Here is a 21,721-nt window from a genome sequence, read left to right as displayed (position 1 = left end):
GAAGGCATGCATATCACTCCAATCACTTCCGGACGGGTGACTACTAGTGGCACCCGACTGCCTTCCGGAGCATCTCAATCTCAGATGTCTGAACAGAATTCCTCTTTGTCTGCAGGGGAGCAAAAGCGCTCCTCTGTTTTTTCGCGTTTTAAGGTGCCTACCCATTCTCTTGCTCGCATTGGTGCAGCATGCCTTATTGCGGCTTCCGCAATTCTTCCCGCCGGTCAGGTTGCGACCGCGGCCCCTGCTTCTCAGAGCGCTAGTGCTACCCCCTACCTGGTAGGTGCGGGTGCGGCGGATATTACCGGTGAGCCCGGTGAAGTTGGCTTCATGGGCTATGGTGACTCTTCTCAGAAGGGTAGTGGTGTGCATACTCGCCAGTATGCTCGCGCTTTTATCGCGGTGGATCGCGCCTCCGGTAAGCGCAACCTCATTGTTGTCCTGGACTCTCTGACTGGCTGGCAGTCACTGCGTGATGAACTGGTCAAGCGTATCCGTGCAGAGTTTGGCTCCGCGTACGATGAGTCGAACATTATGATTACCGCGACTCACACCCACGCGACCCCCGGTGGTATTACGCACCAGAGCCTGTACAACATTACGACCCTGGGCTTCCATCAGGATACGTTCAACGCTCAGGTGAACGGTTCGCTGAAGGCAATCCGCGAGGCAACTAAGGATCTGGCTCCGGGTAACCTGACGATTTCGTCTTCGAAGCTGACCGGTGTTGGTGCTAACCGTTCCCGCGAGGCGTTTAACCTGGATTCTCCTCAGCTGCGTTCTAAGTTGCCCGGCGGTACCGATCCGACCAATATGACTCTGCGTCTGGAGCGTAACGGTAAGACTCGCGCGGTGCTGAACTGGTATGCGATTCACCCGACGTCATTGACCTCGAAGAATACTCTGATTTCGAGCGATAACAAGGGTTACGCGGAGTATCTGCTGGAGACTCAGGATCACGGCGTTGACCGCAATGTTCCCGGTAGCGGCGATGGTTTCGTTGCGGCGTTTGCGAATGCTAATGCCGGTGATGTTTCCCCGAATACCTGGTTGAAGCCTGGTCAGGGTCCCACTAATGACCAGTTCAAGAATGTGAAGATTCAGGGCGAGAAGCAGGCTAATGCTGTGCGTTCTCAGCTCAAGAGTGCGGGTACTCCGGTGGGTAAGGGTCTGGATTCGCGTATTTCGTACTTCAATTTCTCGGGCATGAACGTGGATGCCAAGTACACCGGTAGCGGCCATAATGAGCGCACCTGCCAGGGCTTCCTGGGTACTTCGTTTGGTGCCGGCTCCACTGAGGATGGCGGCGGTGGCTGGGATGCCTATAAGGAAGGCTCTGGTCGCCCCTCTATTCTGGGTACTTTGGTGTTCACTCCGAGCGCCGCGCAGGCGCGTTGCCAGCAGCCGAAGGGTATTCTCTTCTCTGCAAAAAATGGAACGATCATTCAGGAAAAGTATCCGGTGCAGATTATGCGCTTCGGTGACTACTACCTGCTGGGTATGCCCGGTGAGTTCACCGGCGCGGTGGGTGTGCAGTACCGCCAGGATGCTGCCAAGCTTTTTGGTGTTCCCGAATCGCATATTATTCTGCAGGGCTACACCAATGCCTACGACCACTACGTGACGACTCCTGAGGAGTATGACTCTCAGCAGTATGAAGGTGGTGCGACCCTCTTCGGTCGTTACACCTCCAGCGCGTTCCGCCAGACCATTAACATTGTCGGAACCTCGCTGAAGAACGGTACCCCTCTGAGTATTGGTGACCGTCCGAATGATCGTCGCCCGGTAGCGAGTCTGCAGGGTAAGGTCGTCTACGATACCCCCATGTTCGGTGTGCGTTACGGTCAGGTCACTCAGCAGCCTCAGGACGCTATTGCCGGCCGCGAAGAGGTGACTGCTCGTTTTGCTGGTGCTCACCCGAATAACAACATGCATCACGACGGTAGCTACTTCGTGATTGAGCGTCGTGTGGGTAATACCTGGAAGTACTACACCGCCGATAACAACCCGGATACCTTCTTTGAATGGAAGCGAATTGGTGTTTCGGCGTCTCAGGTGACGGTTCGCTGGAAGGTGCCGGCTAATACTCCTAAGGGGCAGTACCGCATCCGCTACTACGGCAATGCTAAGAAGAATTCGAAGACTATCACCCCGTTTGAGGGTCAGACTCGAGTCTTCCAGGTGGCGTAGTCTCTTCCAGATGGCGTAGTCCAGTAGCTGCTGTGGCGGACCTATAACTGAATACTCTCTTGCGGGAGGCGGGTGCGGATATGCGCTCGCCTCTCGTATCTGTTGAGGTCGCCAAGAATCGTCGAGAGGGTTCTTGACGGTCTTCTGCTTTAAATTGTGTCAAGGAGACAAGAGAAACAGAGATGGTGGAGGAGGTAGTGGGGGAGTGGTAAATCCCAAAGATGTAATTTAAGTGAGGCAAATCATTAGCTTTTACCCTTAGATGGGGGCTTAAAAGCAAAGAATCCCCGCTCTGGCGCTAGATTAAGCGGGATTTAACCTGTATAGTCTTATCCGAAGTACTTGAGCTCGGTGCACAAGGATCCACCCCCGGTGGGTTTACGCGGGATATTTCCCGAGGGCACGGGCATGATGAATCAATGGCAGTATGGATACCGTCCTTTGGCGTTGCTTTTTGCTGACGCCTAAATGCCATTTTTAAGCGTGCCCAAAAACTTTTTCACCTCTGATGGTGGGGAATTTTAGCCCTGAGAACTCGCCGAGATGTCGAGGAACCTATAGAAACCAACCGGATATGCATCCGAGCGTTTCTGATAACCGAGAGCACCCATCCAACGTGATGGAGGCCAGTAAGTTTATACGGGCTTCTCTAACGAGAAACCTGATCAAGCAACGGAGAAAACGTGCCTACTATTCAGCAGCTGGTCCGTAAGGGCCGGACTCCCAAGGTCGTTAAGACCAAGGCGCCCGCACTGAAGGGCAACCCCATGAAGCGTGGCGTGTGCACCCGTGTGTACACCACCACCCCGAAGAAGCCGAACTCGGCACTGCGTAAGGTCGCTCGTGTCAAGCTCAACGGCGGCGTCGAGGTTACCGCATACATCCCCGGTGAGGGTCACAACCTGCAGGAGCACTCGATCGTGCTCGTTCGCGGTGGTCGTGTGAAGGACCTCCCCGGTGTTCGCTACAAGATCGTTCGTGGCGCTCTGGATACCCAGGGTGTTAAGGGTCGCGGCCAGGCTCGCTCCCGCTACGGCGCTAAGAAGGAGAAGAAGTAATGCCTCGTAAGGGTCCCGCTCCCAAGCGTCCCCTCGTAAACGATCCTGTTTACGGTTCCGCTCTGGTCACCCAGCTGATCAACAAGGTTCTGCTGGACGGCAAGAAGTCCGTCGCAGAGCGCATCGTCTACGGTGCCCTCGAGGGCGTCGAGAAGAAGACCGGTTCTGACCCGGTCGCAACCCTGAAGAAGGCTATGGACAACATCAAGCCTTCTCTCGAGGTTCGCTCCCGCCGCGTCGGCGGTGCAACCTACCAGGTTCCGGTTGAGGTTCGCCCCGGCCGTTCCACCGCTCTGGCTCTCCGCTGGCTCGTTGGCTTCTCCAAGCAGCGCCGCGAGAAGACCATGACTGAGCGTCTGATGAACGAGATCCTGGATGCATCCAATGGTCTCGGTGCCGCTGTGAAGCGTCGCGAGGACACTCACAAGATGGCCGAGTCCAACAAGGCCTTCGCACACTACCGCTGGTAATTCTCCGTTTAGAGCCTGCCGAGTCGATTCGAGTCGGCAGGCTTTCGGAGTATCTCATTTAGGGAGAATAACGTGGCACTTGACGTGTTCACCGACCTTAACAAGGTCCGCAACATCGGTATTATGGCGCACATCGACGCCGGTAAGACCACCACCACTGAGCGCATTCTGTTCTACACCGGTATTAACCACAAGATTGGTGAGACTCACGACGGCGCTTCCACCATGGACTGGATGGCTCAGGAGCAGGAGCGAGGTATTACCATTACCTCCGCAGCAACCACCTGCTTCTGGAAGGACAACCAGATCAACATTATCGACACCCCCGGTCACGTCGACTTCACCGTTGAGGTTGAGCGCTCCCTGCGCGTCCTCGACGGCGCAGTTGCTGTGTTCGACGGCAAGGAAGGTGTTGAGCCCCAGTCTGAGACCGTTTGGCGCCAGGCTGACAAGTACGATGTCCCCCGTATCTGCTTCGTCAACAAGATGGACAAGATGGGTGCTGACTTCTACTTCACCGTTCAGACCATCATCGACCGCCTGGGCGCACGCCCGCTGGTTGTTCAGCTCCCCATCGGCGCTGAGAGCGACTTCCTCGGTGTTGTTGACCTGCTCGAAATGAAGGCATACGTCTGGCCCGGCGACGCCAAGGGTGACGTGACCATGGGCTCCTCTTACGAGGTTCAGGACATTCCTGCTGACCTGGTTGAGAAGGCTGAACAGTACCGCGCTGAGCTGGTTGAGGCTGTTGCTGAGGCTAGCGAAGAGCTCATGGAGAAGTACCTCGAAGAGGGCGAGCTGACCATCCCCGAGATTAAGGCTGGTATCCGTCAGCTGGTTATCTCCGGTGAGGCATTCCCCGTTCTCTGTGGTTCTGCATTCAAGAACCGCGGTGTTCAGCCCATGCTGGACGCTGTGATCGAGTACCTGCCCTCCCCGCTGGACGTTCCGGACGTTGTCGGCTCCAACCCCTCCAACGAGGAAGAGAAGCTGACCCGTAAGGCATCCGCTGAGGAGCCCTTCGCAGCACTGGCGTTCAAGGTTGCAGCTCACCCGTTCTATGGTCAGCTGACCTACACCCGTGTGTACTCCGGTACCGCAGCTCAGGGCCAGCAGGTTCTGAACTCCACCAAGGGTAAGAAGGAGCGCATCGGTAAGCTCTTCCAGATGCACTCCAACAAGGAGAACCCTGTTGAGGAGATCACCGCAGGTCACATTTACGCTGCAATCGGTCTGAAGGACACCACCACCGGTGACACCCTGTGCGACCCCGCACACCCGATTGTTCTCGAGTCGATGACCTTCCCCGATCCCGTGATCTTCGTGGCTATCGAGCCCAAGACCAAGGGTGACCAGGAGAAGATGTCCACCGCTATCCAGAAGCTCTCCGCTGAGGACCCCACCTTCACCGTTTCGCTGAACGAAGAAACCGGTCAGACCGAAATTGGTGGTATGGGTGAGCTGCACCTGGACATCATCGTTGACCGTATGAAGCGTGAGTTCAAGGTTGAGGCTAACGTTGGTAAGCCTCAGGTTGCTTACCGCGAGACCATCAAGAAGGCAGTCGAGAAGGTCGACTACACCCACAAGAAGCAGACCGGTGGTTCCGGTCAGTTCGCAAAGGTGCAGGTCTCCTTCGAGCCCCTGCCCCTGGATGGCGAAGAGCTGTACGAGTTCGAGGACAAGGTCACCGGTGGCCGCGTTCCTCGCGAGTACATCCCCTCGGTCGACGCTGGTATCCAGGACGCTATGAAGTTCGGTGTCCTCGCTGGCTACCCGATGGTGGGCGTGAAGGCAACCCTGATCGACGGTGCTTACCACGACGTCGACTCCTCCGAAATGGCGTTCAAGATCGCTGGTTCGATGGTCTTCAAGGAAGGCGCTAAGCGCGCTAACCCGGTCCTGCTCGAGCCGCTGATGGACGTTGAGGTTCGTACCCCCGAGGAGTACATGGGCGACGTTATCGGCGACCTGAACTCCCGCCGTGGCCAGGTTCGTTCCATGGAGGACGCATCCGGCGTTAAGATCATCAAGGCTATCGTGCCCCTGACCGAAATGTTCGGTTACATTGGCGACCTGCGTGGCAAGACCCAGGGTCGTGCAGTGTTCTCGATGGCATTCGACAGCTACGGCGAGGTTCCCAAGAACGTCGCTGACGAGATCATTCAGAAGAGCCGCGGCGAGTAATTTTCGCGTCTCACCCGTGGGCCACGGGCTAAAAACCTGTGGCCCACGCTAAAATTTTCAATTAAATCCATTATTGAGAGCATGAACAGTTTCATCTCTGCGGCGTAATCCGCTATTGTAGACGCTAGACCGTTTTATAACGGGATGCGCCGGAGCGAAGATCCGCGTGCATGTTTTCAATCGTTCTAGGAGGAACACTCTTGGCTAAGGCTAAGTTCGAGCGCTCCAAGCCTCACGTTAACGTCGGTACCATTGGTCACGTTGACCACGGTAAGACCACCCTGACCGCAGCAATCTCCAAGGTTCTGGCTGACAAGTACCCGGACCTGAACGAGAAGCGCGACTTCGGTATGATCGACTCCGCTCCCGAGGAGCGCCAGCGCGGTATTACCATTAACATTGCTCACATCGAGTACCAGACCGAGAAGCGCCACTACGCACACGTTGACGCTCCCGGCCACGCTGACTACGTCAAGAACATGATTACCGGTGCGGCTCAGATGGACGGCGCAATCCTCGTGGTTGCTGCTACCGACGGCCCCATGGCACAGACCCGCGAGCACGTTCTGCTCGCTCGCCAGGTTGGCGTCCCCACCCTGCTGGTTGCACTGAACAAGGCAGACATGGTTGACGACGAAGAGCTCCTCGACCTCGTCGAGATGGAGGTCCGTGACCTCCTCTCCTCGCAGGAGTTCGACGGCGACAACGCTCCCGTTGTTCGCGTTTCCGCACTGAAGGCTCTCGAAGGCGACCCCGAGTGGGTTGCTAAGGTCGAGGAGCTCATGGACGCAGTCGACACCTACATTCCGGACCCCGTGCGTGAGAAGGACAAGCCCTTCCTCATGCCCATCGAGGACGTCTTCACCATTACCGGTCGTGGCACCGTTGTTACCGGTCGTGCAGAGCGCGGTACCCTGAAGATCAACTCCGAGGTCGAGATTGTCGGTATCCGTCCGATCCAGAAGACCACCGTTACCGGTATCGAGATGTTCCACAAGCAGCTCGACGAAGCATGGGCAGGCGAGAACTGTGGTCTGCTGCTGCGTGGTCTGAAGCGTGACGATGTTGAGCGTGGTCAGGTTGTCGTGGAGCCGGGCTCCATCACCCCCCACACCGAGTTCGAGGCAAACGTCTACATCCTCTCCAAGGATGAGGGTGGCCGTCACAACCCCTTCTACTCCAACTACCGTCCTCAGTTCTACTTCCGTACCACTGACGTGACCGGCGTTATCACCCTCCCCGAGGGCACCGAGATGGTTATGCCCGGTGACAACACCGAGATGACCGTTACCCTGATCCAGCCCATCGCAATGGAAGAGGGCCTCGGCTTCGCTATCCGTGAGGGTGGCCGCACCGTTGGTTCGGGTCGCGTTACCAAGATCATCAAGTAATTGCCGTAAATTTACGACAATTCGCTAAAGATCTGCCGGAGAGGTAACTCTCCATCAGGTAGCGATACTCAAGGACCCCCGCATCTGCGGGGGTCCTTTTGTTATGCCCTTTTGCGGGTTGCTGAAGGCTCCGGCGAAGGAGAGAGCGGCATTATCTGCTGGGCTGTATAAAACCCGCTCTGAGCGTTATCAGTTCGTCTCAGCAGCCGCTCAAGGCTTCTGAAGGGGTATACGTGGCCGATAGCGGAGTTCATGGTGAATCTGTAGCGGCAGGGAACACCCTCCTCGGCGGCGGTATGACATGTCCGTACCTTCTAGCCGTAGATTCTGAACTCCTGGATATGGAAAGAAGCTGGACATGGAAAGAACCTGGGTAGGGGAACGATTGCCTACTCCGTTCAGAGATCTGCTGGCTCGAGACAGAATCTGGGTCATGCGGACCGGCTTGCGGCGGGGGAGCGACTACAGACCCTGTAGATGGAATATAGAATCTGCGGACAAAGAAAAACGGTTCCCAGCCCGAAGGCTGGGAACCGCAATTCGAATGACTGCCCCTCGGAAGGGACATAGGTAATCCTACTACAGAATGCCGTAGGAATAGAACCTATACGTGCTGATAGCTAGATGTTTTCCTCATGACGAGGCTCGTAGCCTTGCTGAGGAGCCGGGGGCTGCTGCATCTGGACATTGCTCTGAGGGTACATACCCGGCTGATTCTGAGACGGCGGGAAGTCCTCGAGCTGCTCAGAACCCTGGTGCGGAGCTACCACATCCTGCTTATTCTGTCGCGCCAGCAGACGCCAGATAACGCCGGCAATAAGCAAAATCGAGATGATTAGCAGGGTCAGCGGGTTCAGACCGTTGAGCAAAATTGCCAGGTCGAGGGTGACCAGAGCAGTTGCGATATAGGTCCAGACTCGGTCGAGCAGCAGAGCGCTCAGGAGAGTCAGGGCAATACCGAGTACCAACACCACGATATCCGGACCATCAGCGGGAACTGCCCACGTTACCAGGGTGAGGAACACCTGCAGACCCAAAGCCCAGTACAGAGGAGAATCCGATACCTGCGTATCTACAGGCCTCTTTGCGATGAAGTTCTTGAGAACCTTGGCTGCCACAACAGCCAGCAGAATCAGGAGAGCAACCTCAAGAATGACGCTCAGGGGGTTGGACTTCGAGTAATCAATGACCAGACGGGCGATGAAGAGGCTGAACGCCGTGGTGCAGACAATCGGCAGGTTCTTCGCCTTGGTGACAGATACGAAGGACAGAGCACCCAGACCCCAGAGAAGTGCGTTGAGCTCCACCTGCCTGGGCTCAAAAACCAACCCAACGAAGGTGTAGAATCCCAGCACCGCCAGAGCGGGAATCATCAGCAGCGTATTGACCGGTGCATAGATACCCTGGCTCAGGGGACGGCGAGACATGAAACGCGCGTAGGGGGCACCCAGCGGGCCGTGCATCGGCAAATCAACCATCGTATTACCGGCCGGAACAGCGATGCGAGGACGAACATTTGCCCTCACACCGAAGACCTCAACCGGGAGCGTGACCTTCAGAACGAACAGGATGATGACGGCAATCAGAGCGTAGTAGCCCAGAAGAGTCATCTCCATTGTGCTTTCCCTCGTGTTGAAGAGATTCCACAGAGCACCGATGCAGAAAGTCGTGATGCTGATGGAGGCACCAATCTGCATGCGGGAGACCCTGAAGATAAGGGCAAGCACCCATACAGAGATGAAGATAGCAGGAGTTGCTACCGCGAACAGAAGATTATCAAAATCGCCAATGAAACGGCCTGCGCTCAGGACAGAACCGAGCGTGAAGAAAATCGCCGCCGCGTATGCTTCGTAGTTTCGCTTGGAGTACGCGTAGAGTAGCACGCTGCACAGAGCCTGAACCGCCAGCAGCGCAAGTACGAGGAAGTCTACGAGCGATTCCTTCATATTGCCGGTGATCGCGAGCAGAATGACCGACCAGCAGATGGGGAACCGCGCAACGGTGAGTAGCTCCGAACGAATCGAAGAGCCAACCGGCATAAAGAAACCAAGCGCACCATAAACGACGGTCAGGAGCGCCGGCAATGCTACAGCAATGTACTCCTTCTGCAAGTCGTACAGCAGGTAGTGTCGCGAGCCAATCGTCGCGATAAGCAGAGTCGCGTAGAACGCGATACGGACAAACATGACAAGCGTGGAGCGGAAGGAACCAACATCCGAAAGTCGTAGCGCGCGGGCCAGAATAAGAGCGCTCAGGACGCTCAAGAAGAGGACGGCACCCGAGAAGAGAGGGAAACCAACCCAGAATCGGCCATGTGCTCCGCCATCAGCATGGTTAGCTACGTACCCCACGAAGAGAGCAAAAACGCCCAAGAAGAGGTACGTCGACATCTCTACAAGACGGTAGCTTGCGTTCTGCGCTGCAACGCCCTGAGAGAGGACAAAAGTCAGTAGCGCAATAGCGGCGCAGACCAACGCAAACATCAAAAGTGACTCAGAAGTCTGCATCTCAGGAATGAGAGCGAGGAAGAGCTGAATCATACCAATGGCATAACCGATGTTGCTCAGTACCGCTCCAGCAGTACGTGCCTCGGGAGCCTTAGCAGTGACCAGATAGATGACTACAGCCGCGGCAAAGAAGAGGTAGAACGTTCCCTGGTTGCCAGGGGAAGCATACATGCCAATGACCGGGATGAGCGCTACAAAACTCATGAGCACCAGAGGCTGAATTGCCTTGCGGTACAGCAAGAAACTGACAATGCAGAGGACACCAATAACCCAGGGCGCGGGGAAGACACCTTGATTACCCTCTGCATAGGGAAGGAAAGTGCTCCAGCGCGTTGCGTAGGTAACGCTATCAGCGACGTGAGCAGTGTAGAAGGCATCAAGGAGAGCAAAGAAGGAGAAGAATACGCCGACGCATGCGTCAATTGCCGGCAACCACTCTATCTTGCGAGCGGGTTGGTGAAGAGCTTCCTTCGCCCAGGGGATAGCCGGGGTGCTTTGCACCTGCTCGGACTGTTCAGCGGCAGCAGGAGCGGAACCAGCAATAGTCTTCTGCAGACGAGGAATAAATACGTAGGCAGAAATCAGGTTAACAACCAGAACAGAGACGAAGAAGATACTGGGGAACCACGGGCCGTGATCCGAGTCCATGATGAAGGAGAGAATGGATGCAATCGGGTAGATGCGTGCCTGGGCGTAGTAATCCGCCGTGCCGTTCAGCCAGGTGAACAGAATGGCGTGCACAGACATGACCGCAAAGGCAATACCTGCATCCGTGTAGCTCAGATCGTTGGTAAAGAAGAAAATGGCGACGGCAGTAGCCGGGACGAAAATACGGGAAGAATCAACAAGACCTTCGCGGATACCCTTCGGGGCAGCATTCGGGGCAAAGTGCAGAATCAAACCCAGAACAGTGGCAACGGCAGTCAGAGAAACGAAATACCAAACGAAAGGCAGAGCCGCCACCTTCGTAGCTGCCAACGAGTCCGAAACGATGAACGAAATCAGCAGGTACGCCATCACACGGTTACGCATGAGGGCGCAGGCTCCAACAATAGCTGCAGTGCCAACCAGAGACGTGAGGAGCCAGATGTAGCGTCCTTCAGTCCAAATCTTGAGGACATAGATAGCAACGCCGGTCAGAGGAATAAACGCAAGACCCGTTGCTGCAAAAGAGTAGGAGGCAATACGCAGGCGCTCTACGAAACGGTAGGTGAGCAGACCGGCTCCGTAGAAGACAATTGCTCCAAGCGCCATTGCGAGGACACGGAAGATAGCCGTTTCATCCTGAGAAGAAGTCACCGAGGTGACAAAAAGACCTGCAGCGCCGATGAGCAGGAGCGAGCCGATGTACAGAACAATATTGAGGAAGATATCCTCATTGACCCGGCGTCGCTGCGCAGGAGGCTGAGGATACGGACTCGATAGGGACGGGGGAACGTACAAGCCGAGACCTTGCGGCTGAGCATACTGAGGGCTCTGAGACGAAGAGTGAGAGCTAGAGGATGCCTGATGAGGTTGTGTCGGCTGAGACATGGTTTCTCCTTAGGCTGTAGTGATACTTCTACGATACGAGAGTCTTTAGGCCTAAAAGCTTTATTAAGAGCAATAAAGCGCATGGAACTTACTGAAAGTAGATTGAAAGCTCCCTGAGAGTTACATCGCGGGAGTATCCTCAGGTTGACAGCGACAGTTAAGTGTTCTTAAGCACTTAACTTGTGTTCGTATTGCATCAGGGCTCTAACTCTGAGAGAATTGACGACGTTGTCAAAGCGTCTACCTGCACTAAAGGTAGGCCCACGTATGACCCGGTCCGAAGGATGACGGGACGAGTTTGTCTAGAAAATAGGCGACACGCCCGAGTTCGGGGGTCGGTACTCAGGCGGGGTGAGGAACCCGGCAAAGCCGGATTCAGTCCGTTCTGAGTGGCGCACGTGATGAATATATCGCGTTCCTTAAGCGCTATAACAAAGGGGCAAAAGCTCCGATACAGGGAATACATCAAGAAAGAGAGTCCGACAGATGGCGGGACAGAAAATCCGCATCCGTCTGAAGTCCTATGACCACGAGGTCATCGATTCTTCGGCACGGAAAATCGTCGAAACGGTCAAGGGCGCAGGCGCAACTGTAGTTGGCCCCGTGCCGCTGCCGACCGAGAAGAACGTCTACTGTGTTATTCGTTCTCCCCACAAGTACAAGGACAGCCGCGAGCACTTCGAGATGCGTACGCACAAGCGTCTGATCGACGTTGTTGATCCGACCCCCAAGGCTGTTGATGCCCTCATGCGTCTCGACCTGCCGGCAGACGTAAACATCGAGATCAAGCTGTAGAGGATCGCATCTAATGACTAACAAATTCGAGCGCCAGGTGAAGGGCCTGCTGGGCACCAAGCTCGGCATGACCCAGGTCTGGGACGAGGACGGCAAGTTCGTGCCCGTCACCGTCGTCAAGGCTGATTCTAACGTTGTTACCCAGATCCGTAACCAGGAAACTGACGGCTACGAAGCTGTTCAGATCGGTTTCGGTGCAATCGACTCTCGCAAGGTTACCAAGCCCCTGGCTGGTCACTTCGAGAAGGCCGGTGTTACCCCCCGTCGCCACATCGTCGAGCTGCGTACCGCAGATGCTTCTGAGTATTCCCTCGGTCAGGAACTGACCGTTGAGCTCTTCGAAGCAGGCCAGAAGGTCGACGTCGTTGGTAAGACCAAGGGTAAGGGCTTCGCAGGTGTTATGAAGCGTCACGGCTTCAAGGGTGTTGGCGCGTCTCACGGTCAGCACAAGAACCACCGTAAGCCCGGTTCCATCGGTGGCGCATCCTACCCCGCACGCGTGTTCAAGGGTATGCGCATGGCTGGCCGTATGGGCGCAGCACGTCACACTACCTTGAACCTGACTATCCAGGGTGTGGACGCAGAGAACAATGTCCTGCTGATCAAGGGCGCAATCCCCGGTCCCAAGGGCGGCGTTGTTCTGGTTCGTACCGCTGTGAAGGGAGCCTAATACATCATGGCTGTTAAGACCCTTAAGGTAGACCTGCCCGCAGAGATTTTCGACGCGCAGGCATCCGTGCCCCTGCTGCACCAGGTTGTCGTTGCACAGCTCGCTGCTGCACGCCAGGGCACCCACAAGACCAAGAACCGCGGCGAGGTTTCCGGTGCAGGCCGTAAGCCCTTCAAGCAGAAGGGTACCGGTAACGCACGTCAGGGCTCCATCCGTGCACCGCACATGACCGGCGGTGGCGTTGTTCACGGTCCGACCCCGCGTAACTACGCACAGCGCACCCCCAAGAAGATGATCGCCGCTGCACTGCGCGGTGCTCTCTCTGATCGCGCTCGTCACGACCGCGTCCACGTTGTCGAGAACTTCATCTCCGGTGAAACCCCCTCGACCAAGGCTGCAAAGGCTGCATTCGCAGCTATCACCGAGCGCAAGAACATCCTTCTTGTGATTGCTCGTGCAGAGGACGTTGTGGCTCTGTCCGCACGTAACCTGGAGAACGTCCACGTTCTGTACGCAGATCAGCTCAACACCTACGATGTGCTGGTTTCTGACGACGTGGTCTTCACCAAGGCAGCATTCGACGCATTCGTTGCTGCAGCTCAGAAGAAGGAGGGCGCTAAGTAATGAGCGTTTCCACCAAGTCTGTATACGACGTGATTATCGCTCCCGTCGTTTCCGAGAAGAGCTACGGTCAGCTCGACGAAGGTAAGTACACCTTCGAGGTCGCTACCGATTCCAACAAGCTGGAAATCAAGCAGGCCATCGAGAAGATCTTTGACGTCAAGGTTGCTTCCGTCAACACCATCAACCGTCAGGGCAAGCGCAAGCGCACCCGTTTCGGTTGGGGCGCTCGCAAGAACACCAAGCGTGCGATTGTGACCCTCAAGGAAGGCACCATCGACATCTTCGGCGGTCCGCAGGCATAAGCCCCGCGGAGACCACTTTAACGAAGGAAGAAATATCTAAATGGGTATTCGTAAGTACAAGCCGACGACCCCGGGTCGCCGCGGTTCGAGCGTTGCTGATTTCTCCGAGATCACCCGCTCCACCCCGGAAAAGTCCCTGCTTCGTCCGCTTCACAAGACCGGCGGCCGTAACAACACCGGCCGCATCACCACCCGTCACAAGGGTGGCGGCCACAAGCGCCAGTACCGTCTGATCGACTTCCGTCGTCACGACAAGGACGGCGTTAACGCACGCGTTGCACACATCGAGTACGATCCCAACCGTACCGCTCGCATCGCGCTGCTGCACTACTTCGATGGTTCCAAGCGCTACATCATCGCTCCGAACAAGCTCGCTCAGGGCGACATCGTCGAGTCCGGCCCCGCAGCTGACATCAAGCCCGGTAACAACCTGCCCCTGCGCAACATCCCCGTTGGTACCGTGATTCACTGTGTCGAGCTCCGCCCCGGTGGCGGCGCAAAGCTGGCTCGTTCCGCAGGTGCTTCTGTACAGCTGGTTGCTAAGGAAGGTAAGTACGGTCAGCTCCGTCTGCCCTCCGGAGAAATCCGCAACGTGGATGTTCGCTGCCGCGCAACCGTTGGTGAAGTTGGCAACGCTGAGCAGTCCAACATCAACTGGGGTAAGGCAGGCCGTAACCGCTGGAAGGGCATCCGCCCGACCGTCCGTGGTGTGGTCATGAACCCGGTTGACCACCCGCACGGTGGTGGTGAAGGTAAGACCTCCGGTGGTCGTCACCCGGTTAACCCCAACGGTAAGCCCGAGGGTCGTACCCGCCGTCCCAACAAGGAAAGCGACAAGCTCATCGTTCGTCGCCGTCGTACTGGCAAGAAGCGCTAAGGAGCCTGAAACATGCCTCGTAGTTTGAAGAAGGGCCCTTTCGTTGATCAGCACCTCTACCTGAAGGTTGCAGCTCAGAACGAGAAGGGCACCAAGAACGTAATCAAGACTTGGTCGCGTCGCTCGATGATTATCCCCGACATGCTCGGTCACACCATCGCAGTGTACGACGGTCGCAAGCACGTGCCGGTGTTCATCACCGAGTCGATGGTTGGTCACAAGCTCGGTGAGTTTGCTCCGACCCGCACTTTCCGCAGCCACGTGAAGGACGACCGTAAGGGCAAGCGTCGCTAATCGGTTCACACCGATAAGCTAACGTTTCCCTTTCGGCAATAGACGAAAGAGAGATAGGCAATGGAAGCCAAGGCATCAGCGCGTTTCGTTCGCGTTACGCCTATGAAGGCCCGCCGTGTCGTCAACCTGATCCGTGGTAAGCAGGCGGAAGAGGCTCTGGCGATTCTGAAGTTCGCCCCCCAGGCAGCTTCGGAGCCGGTATACAAGATCGTTGCTTCGGCAGTAGCTAACGCTCGTCAGAAGGCAACCCAGCAGGGTCTGCCCTTCCGCGAGGAAGAGCTGTTCATCAGCGAAGCATTCGTGAACGAGGGCCCGACCATGAAGCGCATTCAGCCCCGCGCTCAGGGTCGCGCATACCGAATCAACAAGCGCACCAGCCACATCACCGTGGTAGTTGCTACCCCGGAGAAGGAGGAGGACCGCTAAATGGGTCAGAAAATTCACCCGAACGGTTTCCGACTGGGCATCACCACTGACCACGTCTCCAAGTGGTTCGCTGATTCCAACAAGCCCGGCGAGCGTTACGCTGACTTCGTCCGCGAGGACGTAAAGATCCGCGAGCTGCTGGCAAAGAACCTGGATCGCGCAGGCGTTGCAAAGGTCGAGATCGAGCGTACCCGTGACCGCGTGCGTGTGGACATCCACACCGCTCGTCCCGGTATCGTGATTGGCCGCCGTGGCGCAGAAGCAGACCGCATCCGCGGCGAGCTCGAGAAGCTCACCAACAAGCAGATTCAGCTGAACATCCTCGAGGTTGCTAACCCCGACCTCTCCGCTCAGCTGGTTGCACAGAGCATCGCAGAGCAGCTCGCATCGCGTGTTGCATTCCGCCGTGCAATGAAGAAGGCAATCCAGTCCGCACAGCGTGCAGGCGCAAAGGGTATCCGTATCCAGTGCTCCGGCCGTCTGGGTGGCGCTGAAATGTCCCGTTCCGAGTTCTACCGCGAAGGCCGTGTGCCCCTGCACACCCTGCGTGCGAACATCGACTACGGCTTCTTCGAGGCTAAGACCACCTTCGGTCGCATCGGCGTGAAGGTCTGGATCTACAAGGGCGACCTGACCGACAAGGAGCTGGCAGCTCAGCAGGCAGCAAACAACCGCCGTGGCAACCGCCGCGATGGTGACCGCCGCCGCCAGGGCAACCGTGGTCCTCGTCGCGAGCGCCGCAACGAGAACGCTTCGGCAAAGGTCGAGGCCAAGACTGCAGAGAACGGTGAGGCATAAATGCTTATTCCCCGTCGAGTAAAGTACCGCAAGCAGCACCACCCCAAGCGTAGTGGTCTCGCAAAGGGCGGCACCGAGGTTAGCTTCGGTGAGTGGGGCATTCAGGCCCTGTCGCCCGCATACGTGACCAACCGCCAGATTGAGGCTGCACGTATCGCAATGACCCGTCACATCAAGCGTGGCGGTAAGGTCTGGATCAACATTTATCCCGACCGTCCGCTGACCAAGAAGCCCGCTGAAACCCGTATGGGTTCCGGTAAGGGTTCGCCCGAGTGGTGGGTCGCAAATGTCAAGCCGGGTCGAGTCATGTTTGAACTCTCCGGTGTGTCCGAAGAAGTGGCTCGCGAGGCAATGCGCCTGGCAATCCACAAGCTCCCGATGAAGGCACGTGTTGTGCGTCGCCGCGAAGGTGGTGAATAAGCGAGATGGCAGTAGGATCCAAGGACCTGAGCATCGATAAGCTCGCAGAGCTCTCCAACGAAGAGCTGGCTGCAAAGCTGAGCGAAGCGAAGAAGGAACTCTTCAACATCCGCTTCCAGGAAGTCACCGGTCAGGCTAGCGCAGGTCGTCGCCGCACTATCAAGCGCGACATCGCACGTATCTACACCGTGCTGCGTGAGCGCGAGCTCGGTATTCGTCCCGCAACTGAAGGTGAGTCCAAGTGAGTGAAGTAAAGAACGAAGAGCGCGGCTACCGCAAGACCCGCCGCGGCTACGTTGTCTCCGACAAGATGGACAAGACCGTTGTCGTCGAGGTCGAGGACCACGTGAAGCACGCACTGTACGGCAAGGTCGTTCGCCGTAGCTCCAAGATCAAGGCACACGATGAGCAGAACGCTGCTGGCATCGGTGACCTCGTTCTGATTGCAGAGACCCGTCCGCTGTCCGCTTCCAAGCGCTGGCGTATCGTGGAGATCATCGAGAAGGCTAAGTAAGCTCTCTTCATGACTCTCTGCTAGAGCAGTAAAAGAGCCCCTCTCCTACTTCGGTAGGAGAGGGGCTCTTTGCTTTTAACCTTTGTACGGGAAAAACCGGGGCGGGCGCCCTATGGCACGGGCTAATAACAGGCGCTAAGACAACATTTGTCATAAATGTCTTGATATGTCATACGAGAAAGCAATATTTTTCTCTCGCGTTGATGGCGCAATCCATGAGTAGACGCTGCTAGAGAAGAAAACGCATGTGGAGGCGGAATTAGGGCGAAAAAATGAAAAGTAATACGTGAGTAAGGCGCCTGGGGTCTGCGGAATCCGATGAGCAACACTTGAAAACAACCTGATTAGGGACTTATTATCAACTTTATAGTTGCTTAGCATAACCTTTCCTAATAATTAGTCGGGTGGCTTTGCACCTTCCGGAGGTTGCACGACCTTTGGAGAAGTACCACTACACATCATTGAGGATTATCATGACTTCTTCACCCAAGCCCTCACGTAAGCTGCTCGCCATTGCTGGCGCACTTTCCGTTGTTGCAGGCTCTTTCGCTGCCGTTCCCGCTACCTTTGCGGCAAACGTCTCCGCATCCGTTCCCGGCGGGAACTCCCAGAACTCCACTGAGGAATGCCGCCACATTGCAGTGAGCGCTACCCAGTACCAGGGCCTGCCCGGCCAGTACCAGCTGGCATACTCGGCAGCAACCTCCTCCCTCTACACTTCCTTCTCCTCCGGCCGCCCGCCGATTCTGACCGGTGGCGTCGGCACCTGGAACGTTGCATCCACCCCGAGCCTTGCTACTGTCTACCAGTTCCCGACCACGGACTTTATTGCACGTGGCGCTACCGCACCGACCGGTAAGCAGATTGAATCTCCCTACGGTATTGCCTACGACGAAGCAACCGGATACGTATGGGTGACCCAGACCCGCGTCAACAAGGTATCTGTCTTCGATCCCGCGACCAACAAGATTATCTGGAGCAGTGCAGAAGGCGACGTCAACCACCCTCGTGAGGTACGCATCGACCCCTCCAGCGGCAAGGTCTTTGTATCTGGCTCCGGCGGCATTAGTGTCTTCGACACCACTCGGCACGCCCTGGTCAAGAAGATTGAATTCACCGACGCCAAGGGCGAATCTGACATCGCAATGAACATGCACGTAGACTCCGCTGATGGCAAGCTCTACGTACCCTCCTTGAGTGCCGGCACCGTGAAGGTGATTGACACCAAGAGCTACGAGGTTGAGAAGACCATTCAGCTGCACAAGGAAAATGCTGAAGCTACTCTGAACCCCTCGGACGTCACTATCGACAAGTCCCTGAAGGAAATCTACGTCAGCACCCAGGGTGACCGTAAGGGCACTAACTCCGGTATCACCGTCTACGACCTGGAAACTGGTGCCTACAAGAAGACCATTCCTTTCGGCAACCAGGCCCTCGCTCTCGCCTCCGACGAAGCCCGTGACCTGCTGTACGTGACCGATTACGGTACCGGCAACGTCGGTGTTGTTGATGCACGAACCGGCACCGTTGTTTCTCAGGTGTCTACCGGTGCGACCAGCGGCGCAAATGATGTTCTGGTCACCGCAGACGGCAGTGCATACGCTGTAGCACGCAGCATTGAAGGCGCTTCCGCTATCGAAACCGATTACACCATCGATAAGACCACCGGCGAATACCGCACCTCTAGCACCGAGCCCAAGGGCAAGGACAACGCAGACTCCCCGATTACTCCCGGCGTCATGGTGAAGATCAACACCACCGTTGAAACCACCGCGAAGCCTGCTGCACAGGCTTCTTCTGAAGAACTGGTGAAGACCTACGCCGACGGCGCTAAGCTCTACGCCGTGAAGGACTGGACCACCGGTGAAACCCTGAAGCTGCGTGGCGAAGGTTTCAAGACTCAGGACGGTTCAAAGGGCTCCGTACTCGCAGTCAAGCTGAACAAGGGCCGCATCTCCGCGAAGGAAGAGCCGAAGCTCAACGGTGCTGAGGGCAACAGCGCCGGCGTCTGGGCGTACATCCAGGCAGATGAGAATGGTAACTTCACCGCTGAGCTGCCGTACCCGACCACTGAAAACTCCAACCTGAAGGAAAACCTGAAGAGCGGCGATAAGGTATCTGTCTTCCTGCTCTCCGGCTCCATGGTTGAAGGCGATACCGCACGTGGTGGTGAAGCGCTCTCCGCAACTGTTGCAGAGAAGAAGGCAGACACCGCTGCGACCTGCGCACCGGCAGAAACTACCCAGGTCGCTGCTGCTCCCTCTGGCGTGACTACCACTTACCCCGCCGGTACTAAGCTGAGCCTGCCTGGTGGCAACGAGCCCACTCCGGCTCCGAGTGAGTCTGCTAAGCCTGAGCCGACTACTCCGGCTCCGAGCGAGTCTGCTAAGCCCGAGCCGAGCACCCCGGCACCCTCCGAAAGCGCAAATTCCAATGAGGTTGTGCACGAGTACAAGGACGGCGCTAAGGTCTACTTCCCCAAGACTTGGGACGGCCAGAAGCTGACCTTCCGCGGTGAAGGCTTCAAGACTCTGGACGGTAAGGGCTCCGTTATCGCGGTCAAGCTGAACAAGGGCGCTATTTCCGCGAAGGAAGAGCCCAAGCTCGAAGGCGTTGAAGGCAATAGCGCAGGCATCTGGGCATACATCAAGGCGGACGAAAACGGTAACTTCACCGCAACCATCGACCGCCCCACCGTGGCAAACTCTAACCTGACTGAAGAACTGAAGACCGGCGATAGCGTTGCTATCTACCTGCTCTCCGGTTCCCTGACCGAGAACGATAACGTGCGCGGTGGTGTGGCTGCAGAATACACCTTCAGCGTTGAAAACCAGGCACCTGCGCCGAAGGTTTCGGAACCGAAGGCATCCGAGTCGGCTAACGCACCTGTAACTAACCCCTCTGAGGCGCCTTCCGCACCGGCAGACTCCAAGGAACAGGTAAAGGAAAACGCTAAGGATCAGTCCAAGGCTCCCGCGGATTCTTTGAAGTCTGATGCTCAGAAGAAGGACAGCACTGCACCGAAGACCTCCGGCTCTTCGTCGCAGAACGTCACCTCTTCCAACAACGGCTCCACCGCTTCGAGCTCCTCGAAGTCTTCGCTGGCTAACACCGGTGCTTCGGGCGTCGTCGTTGCTGCAGGAATCGGCGTTCTTGCCCTGGTCGTTGGCGCAACCGTGCTGGTAGCACGTCGCCGCAAGGCATAGCCCGTACCCCACGGCAGCCCACGATACTACCGCTTGGCGGTAGCGAAAGAGGTAGAGCGGGATCTGCTAGATATTCAAGAACCCGCTTGACTCTCTGAAACTGCCGATAGGCGCTGAAAGGGGCGGTACCCATCGAACCGATGGGTACCGCCCCTATCGTTTTGCCTATACGTCTGTATTCGAGCGGAAGGCCTAGACCAGGATCAGAAGTAGTAGCGGGGGAGAGCGGAAGAGAAGCGGAGGAAGGGTGAAGCGCACCCTCTGCGCTCGCCCGCCCTTATTTGACGAGTTAACAGCCTGAAGAATGAAGTGCGGGATTCTAACGCCTCAAATACGAAGAAAACCCGCACCGAAGTGCGGGTTTAGTGTCAAAGCGAGGTTCGGTCCCTAGACAAACGGATTAGCGAGGAAAAAGGGACCCAAGAAATCTGTCCGATAAGGACCGAACCTCTTGTTTGACGCATGCGTCTCTTCTATTATGGTACATCTCGCTGATTTTCGCACCTTGAATCGCGATTTTTGCTAAAAAACTTGATTTTTGAAAAAACAACCCTTAATTTCTAAATTTTTAAGCAGATTTTTTCAGAACGCTGTTTTGAGGGGGTCAGAGGTGAAGAAATATTACAAAATCTATGGCTCTGGTCGACTCGATATAAGTCTTTTAGTTCTAGAAGATGCCGATAGTTCTAGATATATGTCTTTTATGCTAATTATGTTTAGATTGTAAAGCTTTCATGGGGTAAATTTGCCCCGCTCAGAGCCGGAGGGGAGAACAGCTCCGGATGCCAATATAGGACCTCTTGAGGATGAATTTCGTAGTGCATGGACTGCACTAGAAAAGCCTCAAAATGGTGGGCAAAGCGTAAGATATACAGCAGAAAGCTCCGGATGCTAAGCCCGCAAAATATAAGGTGAGCTAGCCTCCAAACTACACAACTCTGGAGATACTTATGGTTCCCCCTGTCGCAGGAGAAGAGCAGAAGAACGTGCCGGATGCTAAGCGTTTTTCCGTGGATCGTTCCGCGGGACTTGCTGGCCAGTATCAAGTGGCATACAACCCTGAAGAGAACGTTCTTTTTGTAAGTGGAAGCTATAACCACACAAAGACCCACGGCACTCTCTGCGCCACAATTGCTCGCATAAACGCGGATACCCTGCAGATTGAGCAGACGGCTACTCTGCCCGTTATCCCGGAAAATAACCCCGAACTAGCAAACCTCTTCCAGGTTCAAGCTGCCTATGGGTTAGCCGCAGACAATGAACGGGGGCTTCTCTGGACCGGAGGAACCCACACAAACTCGGTTACCGCATACTCCCAAAAGGACCTATCGCGCGTATGGGATTCTCTCGTTCTAGAAGTAGAGATGCTGACTCCGCGTGAGCTATACGTCGCACCCAACGGTGCCGTACTCGTTACCGGAATGGGCGGCTACCAGGTGATTTCTGCACCCACCGCAGA

Annotated in this window: 18 protein-coding genes; 17 read left to right on the top strand and 1 reads right to left on the bottom strand. The window is 56.2% G+C overall.

Features of this window, described 5'->3' with window-relative positions:
* Nucleotides 1–153: 153 nt before the first annotated feature.
* From HMPREF2942_RS05485 to tuf, 5 genes are all read left to right on the top strand, one after another.
* Nucleotides 154–2,190 carry a neutral/alkaline non-lysosomal ceramidase N-terminal domain-containing protein gene (locus tag HMPREF2942_RS05485; protein WP_246823702.1) on the top strand — a complete coding sequence of 679 codons (2,037 nt, stop codon included), beginning with the start codon at nucleotides 154–156 and terminating at the stop codon, nucleotides 2,188–2,190.
* 683 nt (nucleotides 2,191–2,873) lie between these two features.
* The gene (gene rpsL, locus HMPREF2942_RS05480; protein WP_005504939.1) at nucleotides 2,874–3,248 is read left to right on the top strand and encodes a 30S ribosomal protein S12; all 375 of its coding nucleotides are present in this window, start codon (nucleotides 2,874–2,876) and stop codon (nucleotides 3,246–3,248) included.
* Nucleotides 3,248–3,718 carry a 30S ribosomal protein S7 gene (rpsG, locus tag HMPREF2942_RS05475; RefSeq protein WP_005504941.1) on the top strand — a complete coding sequence of 157 codons (471 nt, stop codon included), beginning with the start codon at nucleotides 3,248–3,250 and terminating at the stop codon, nucleotides 3,716–3,718. The genes rpsL and rpsG overlap by 1 nt, the downstream gene beginning before the upstream one ends.
* 72 nt (nucleotides 3,719–3,790) lie before the next feature.
* Nucleotides 3,791–5,905 (top strand): elongation factor G, encoded by a 2,115-nt coding sequence (gene fusA, locus HMPREF2942_RS05470; RefSeq protein WP_049347282.1) that lies wholly within the window; start codon nucleotides 3,791–3,793, stop codon nucleotides 5,903–5,905.
* 200 nt (nucleotides 5,906–6,105) lie between these two features.
* On the top strand, nucleotides 6,106–7,296 hold the full coding sequence (gene tuf, locus HMPREF2942_RS05465) for an elongation factor Tu (RefSeq protein WP_005508397.1): 1,191 nt from the start codon (nucleotides 6,106–6,108) through the stop codon (nucleotides 7,294–7,296).
* Nucleotides 7,297–7,916: 620 nt separating this feature from the next.
* Here the strand turns inward: tuf and HMPREF2942_RS05460 are convergent.
* Entirely contained in the window at nucleotides 7,917–11,246 is a 3,330-nt protein-coding gene (locus HMPREF2942_RS05460) for a Fe2+/Zn2+ uptake regulation protein (RefSeq protein WP_246824372.1), read from the bottom strand.
* A 576-nt stretch (nucleotides 11,247–11,822) separates the two neighbouring features.
* On the opposite strand from HMPREF2942_RS05460, the gene rpsJ reads away from it, so the two are divergent.
* The 12 genes from rpsJ (at nucleotide 11,823) to HMPREF2942_RS05400 (ending at nucleotide 20,262) form a co-directional block, all read left to right on the top strand.
* A complete protein-coding gene (gene rpsJ, locus HMPREF2942_RS05455) occupies nucleotides 11,823–12,131 on the top strand; it encodes a 30S ribosomal protein S10 (RefSeq protein WP_004005287.1) in 309 nt (102 codons plus the stop codon).
* A gap of 13 nt (nucleotides 12,132–12,144) precedes the next feature.
* Nucleotides 12,145–12,801: a 50S ribosomal protein L3 gene (gene rplC / locus HMPREF2942_RS05450; RefSeq protein WP_005504955.1), complete on the top strand. Its 657-nt coding sequence runs from the start codon at nucleotides 12,145–12,147 to the stop codon at nucleotides 12,799–12,801.
* A 6-nt stretch (nucleotides 12,802–12,807) separates the two neighbouring features.
* The gene (rplD, locus tag HMPREF2942_RS05445) at nucleotides 12,808–13,425 is read left to right on the top strand and encodes a 50S ribosomal protein L4 (protein ID WP_005504957.1); all 618 of its coding nucleotides are present in this window, start codon (nucleotides 12,808–12,810) and stop codon (nucleotides 13,423–13,425) included.
* The gene (gene rplW, locus HMPREF2942_RS05440) at nucleotides 13,425–13,727 is read left to right on the top strand and encodes a 50S ribosomal protein L23 (protein ID WP_005504959.1); all 303 of its coding nucleotides are present in this window, start codon (nucleotides 13,425–13,427) and stop codon (nucleotides 13,725–13,727) included. The genes rplD and rplW overlap by 1 nt, the downstream gene beginning before the upstream one ends.
* Nucleotides 13,728–13,767: 40 nt before the next feature.
* Nucleotides 13,768–14,604 carry a 50S ribosomal protein L2 gene (rplB, locus tag HMPREF2942_RS05435; protein WP_005504961.1) on the top strand — a complete coding sequence of 279 codons (837 nt, stop codon included), beginning with the start codon at nucleotides 13,768–13,770 and terminating at the stop codon, nucleotides 14,602–14,604.
* Nucleotides 14,605–14,616: 12 nt separating this feature from the next.
* A complete protein-coding gene (gene rpsS / locus HMPREF2942_RS05430) occupies nucleotides 14,617–14,898 on the top strand; it encodes a 30S ribosomal protein S19 (protein ID WP_004005282.1) in 282 nt (93 codons plus the stop codon).
* 60 nt (nucleotides 14,899–14,958) lie between these two features.
* A complete protein-coding gene (gene rplV, locus HMPREF2942_RS05425) occupies nucleotides 14,959–15,324 on the top strand; it encodes a 50S ribosomal protein L22 (RefSeq protein ID WP_005504964.1) in 366 nt (121 codons plus the stop codon).
* Nucleotides 15,325–16,122: a 30S ribosomal protein S3 gene (rpsC, locus tag HMPREF2942_RS05420; protein WP_005504966.1), complete on the top strand. Its 798-nt coding sequence runs from the start codon at nucleotides 15,325–15,327 to the stop codon at nucleotides 16,120–16,122. It begins immediately after the preceding gene.
* Nucleotides 16,123–16,542, top strand: coding sequence for a 50S ribosomal protein L16 (gene rplP / locus HMPREF2942_RS05415; protein WP_005504968.1), 420 nt, complete (start codon nucleotides 16,123–16,125; stop codon nucleotides 16,540–16,542).
* Nucleotides 16,543–16,547: 5 nt separating this feature from the next.
* Nucleotides 16,548–16,787 (top strand): 50S ribosomal protein L29, encoded by a 240-nt coding sequence (gene rpmC, locus HMPREF2942_RS05410; RefSeq protein ID WP_070688578.1) that lies wholly within the window; start codon nucleotides 16,548–16,550, stop codon nucleotides 16,785–16,787.
* Nucleotides 16,784–17,056 carry a 30S ribosomal protein S17 gene (rpsQ, locus tag HMPREF2942_RS05405; protein ID WP_005508401.1) on the top strand — a complete coding sequence of 91 codons (273 nt, stop codon included), beginning with the start codon at nucleotides 16,784–16,786 and terminating at the stop codon, nucleotides 17,054–17,056. Before rpmC ends, rpsQ begins: the two co-directional genes overlap by 4 nt.
* Nucleotides 17,057–17,529: 473 nt before the next feature.
* A complete protein-coding gene (locus HMPREF2942_RS05400) occupies nucleotides 17,530–20,262 on the top strand; it encodes an LPXTG cell wall anchor domain-containing protein (RefSeq protein ID WP_049347278.1) in 2,733 nt (910 codons plus the stop codon).
* Nucleotides 20,263–21,721: the final 1,459 nt, after the last annotated feature.

The organism is Rothia sp. HMSC071C12, assembly GCF_001813895.1.
Taxonomy (GTDB): Bacteria; Actinomycetota; Actinomycetes; order Actinomycetales; family Micrococcaceae; genus Rothia; species Rothia mucilaginosa.
Note: the sequence above shows the minus strand (reverse complement) of the source record. Positions and strands in the feature narration are given on the sequence as shown.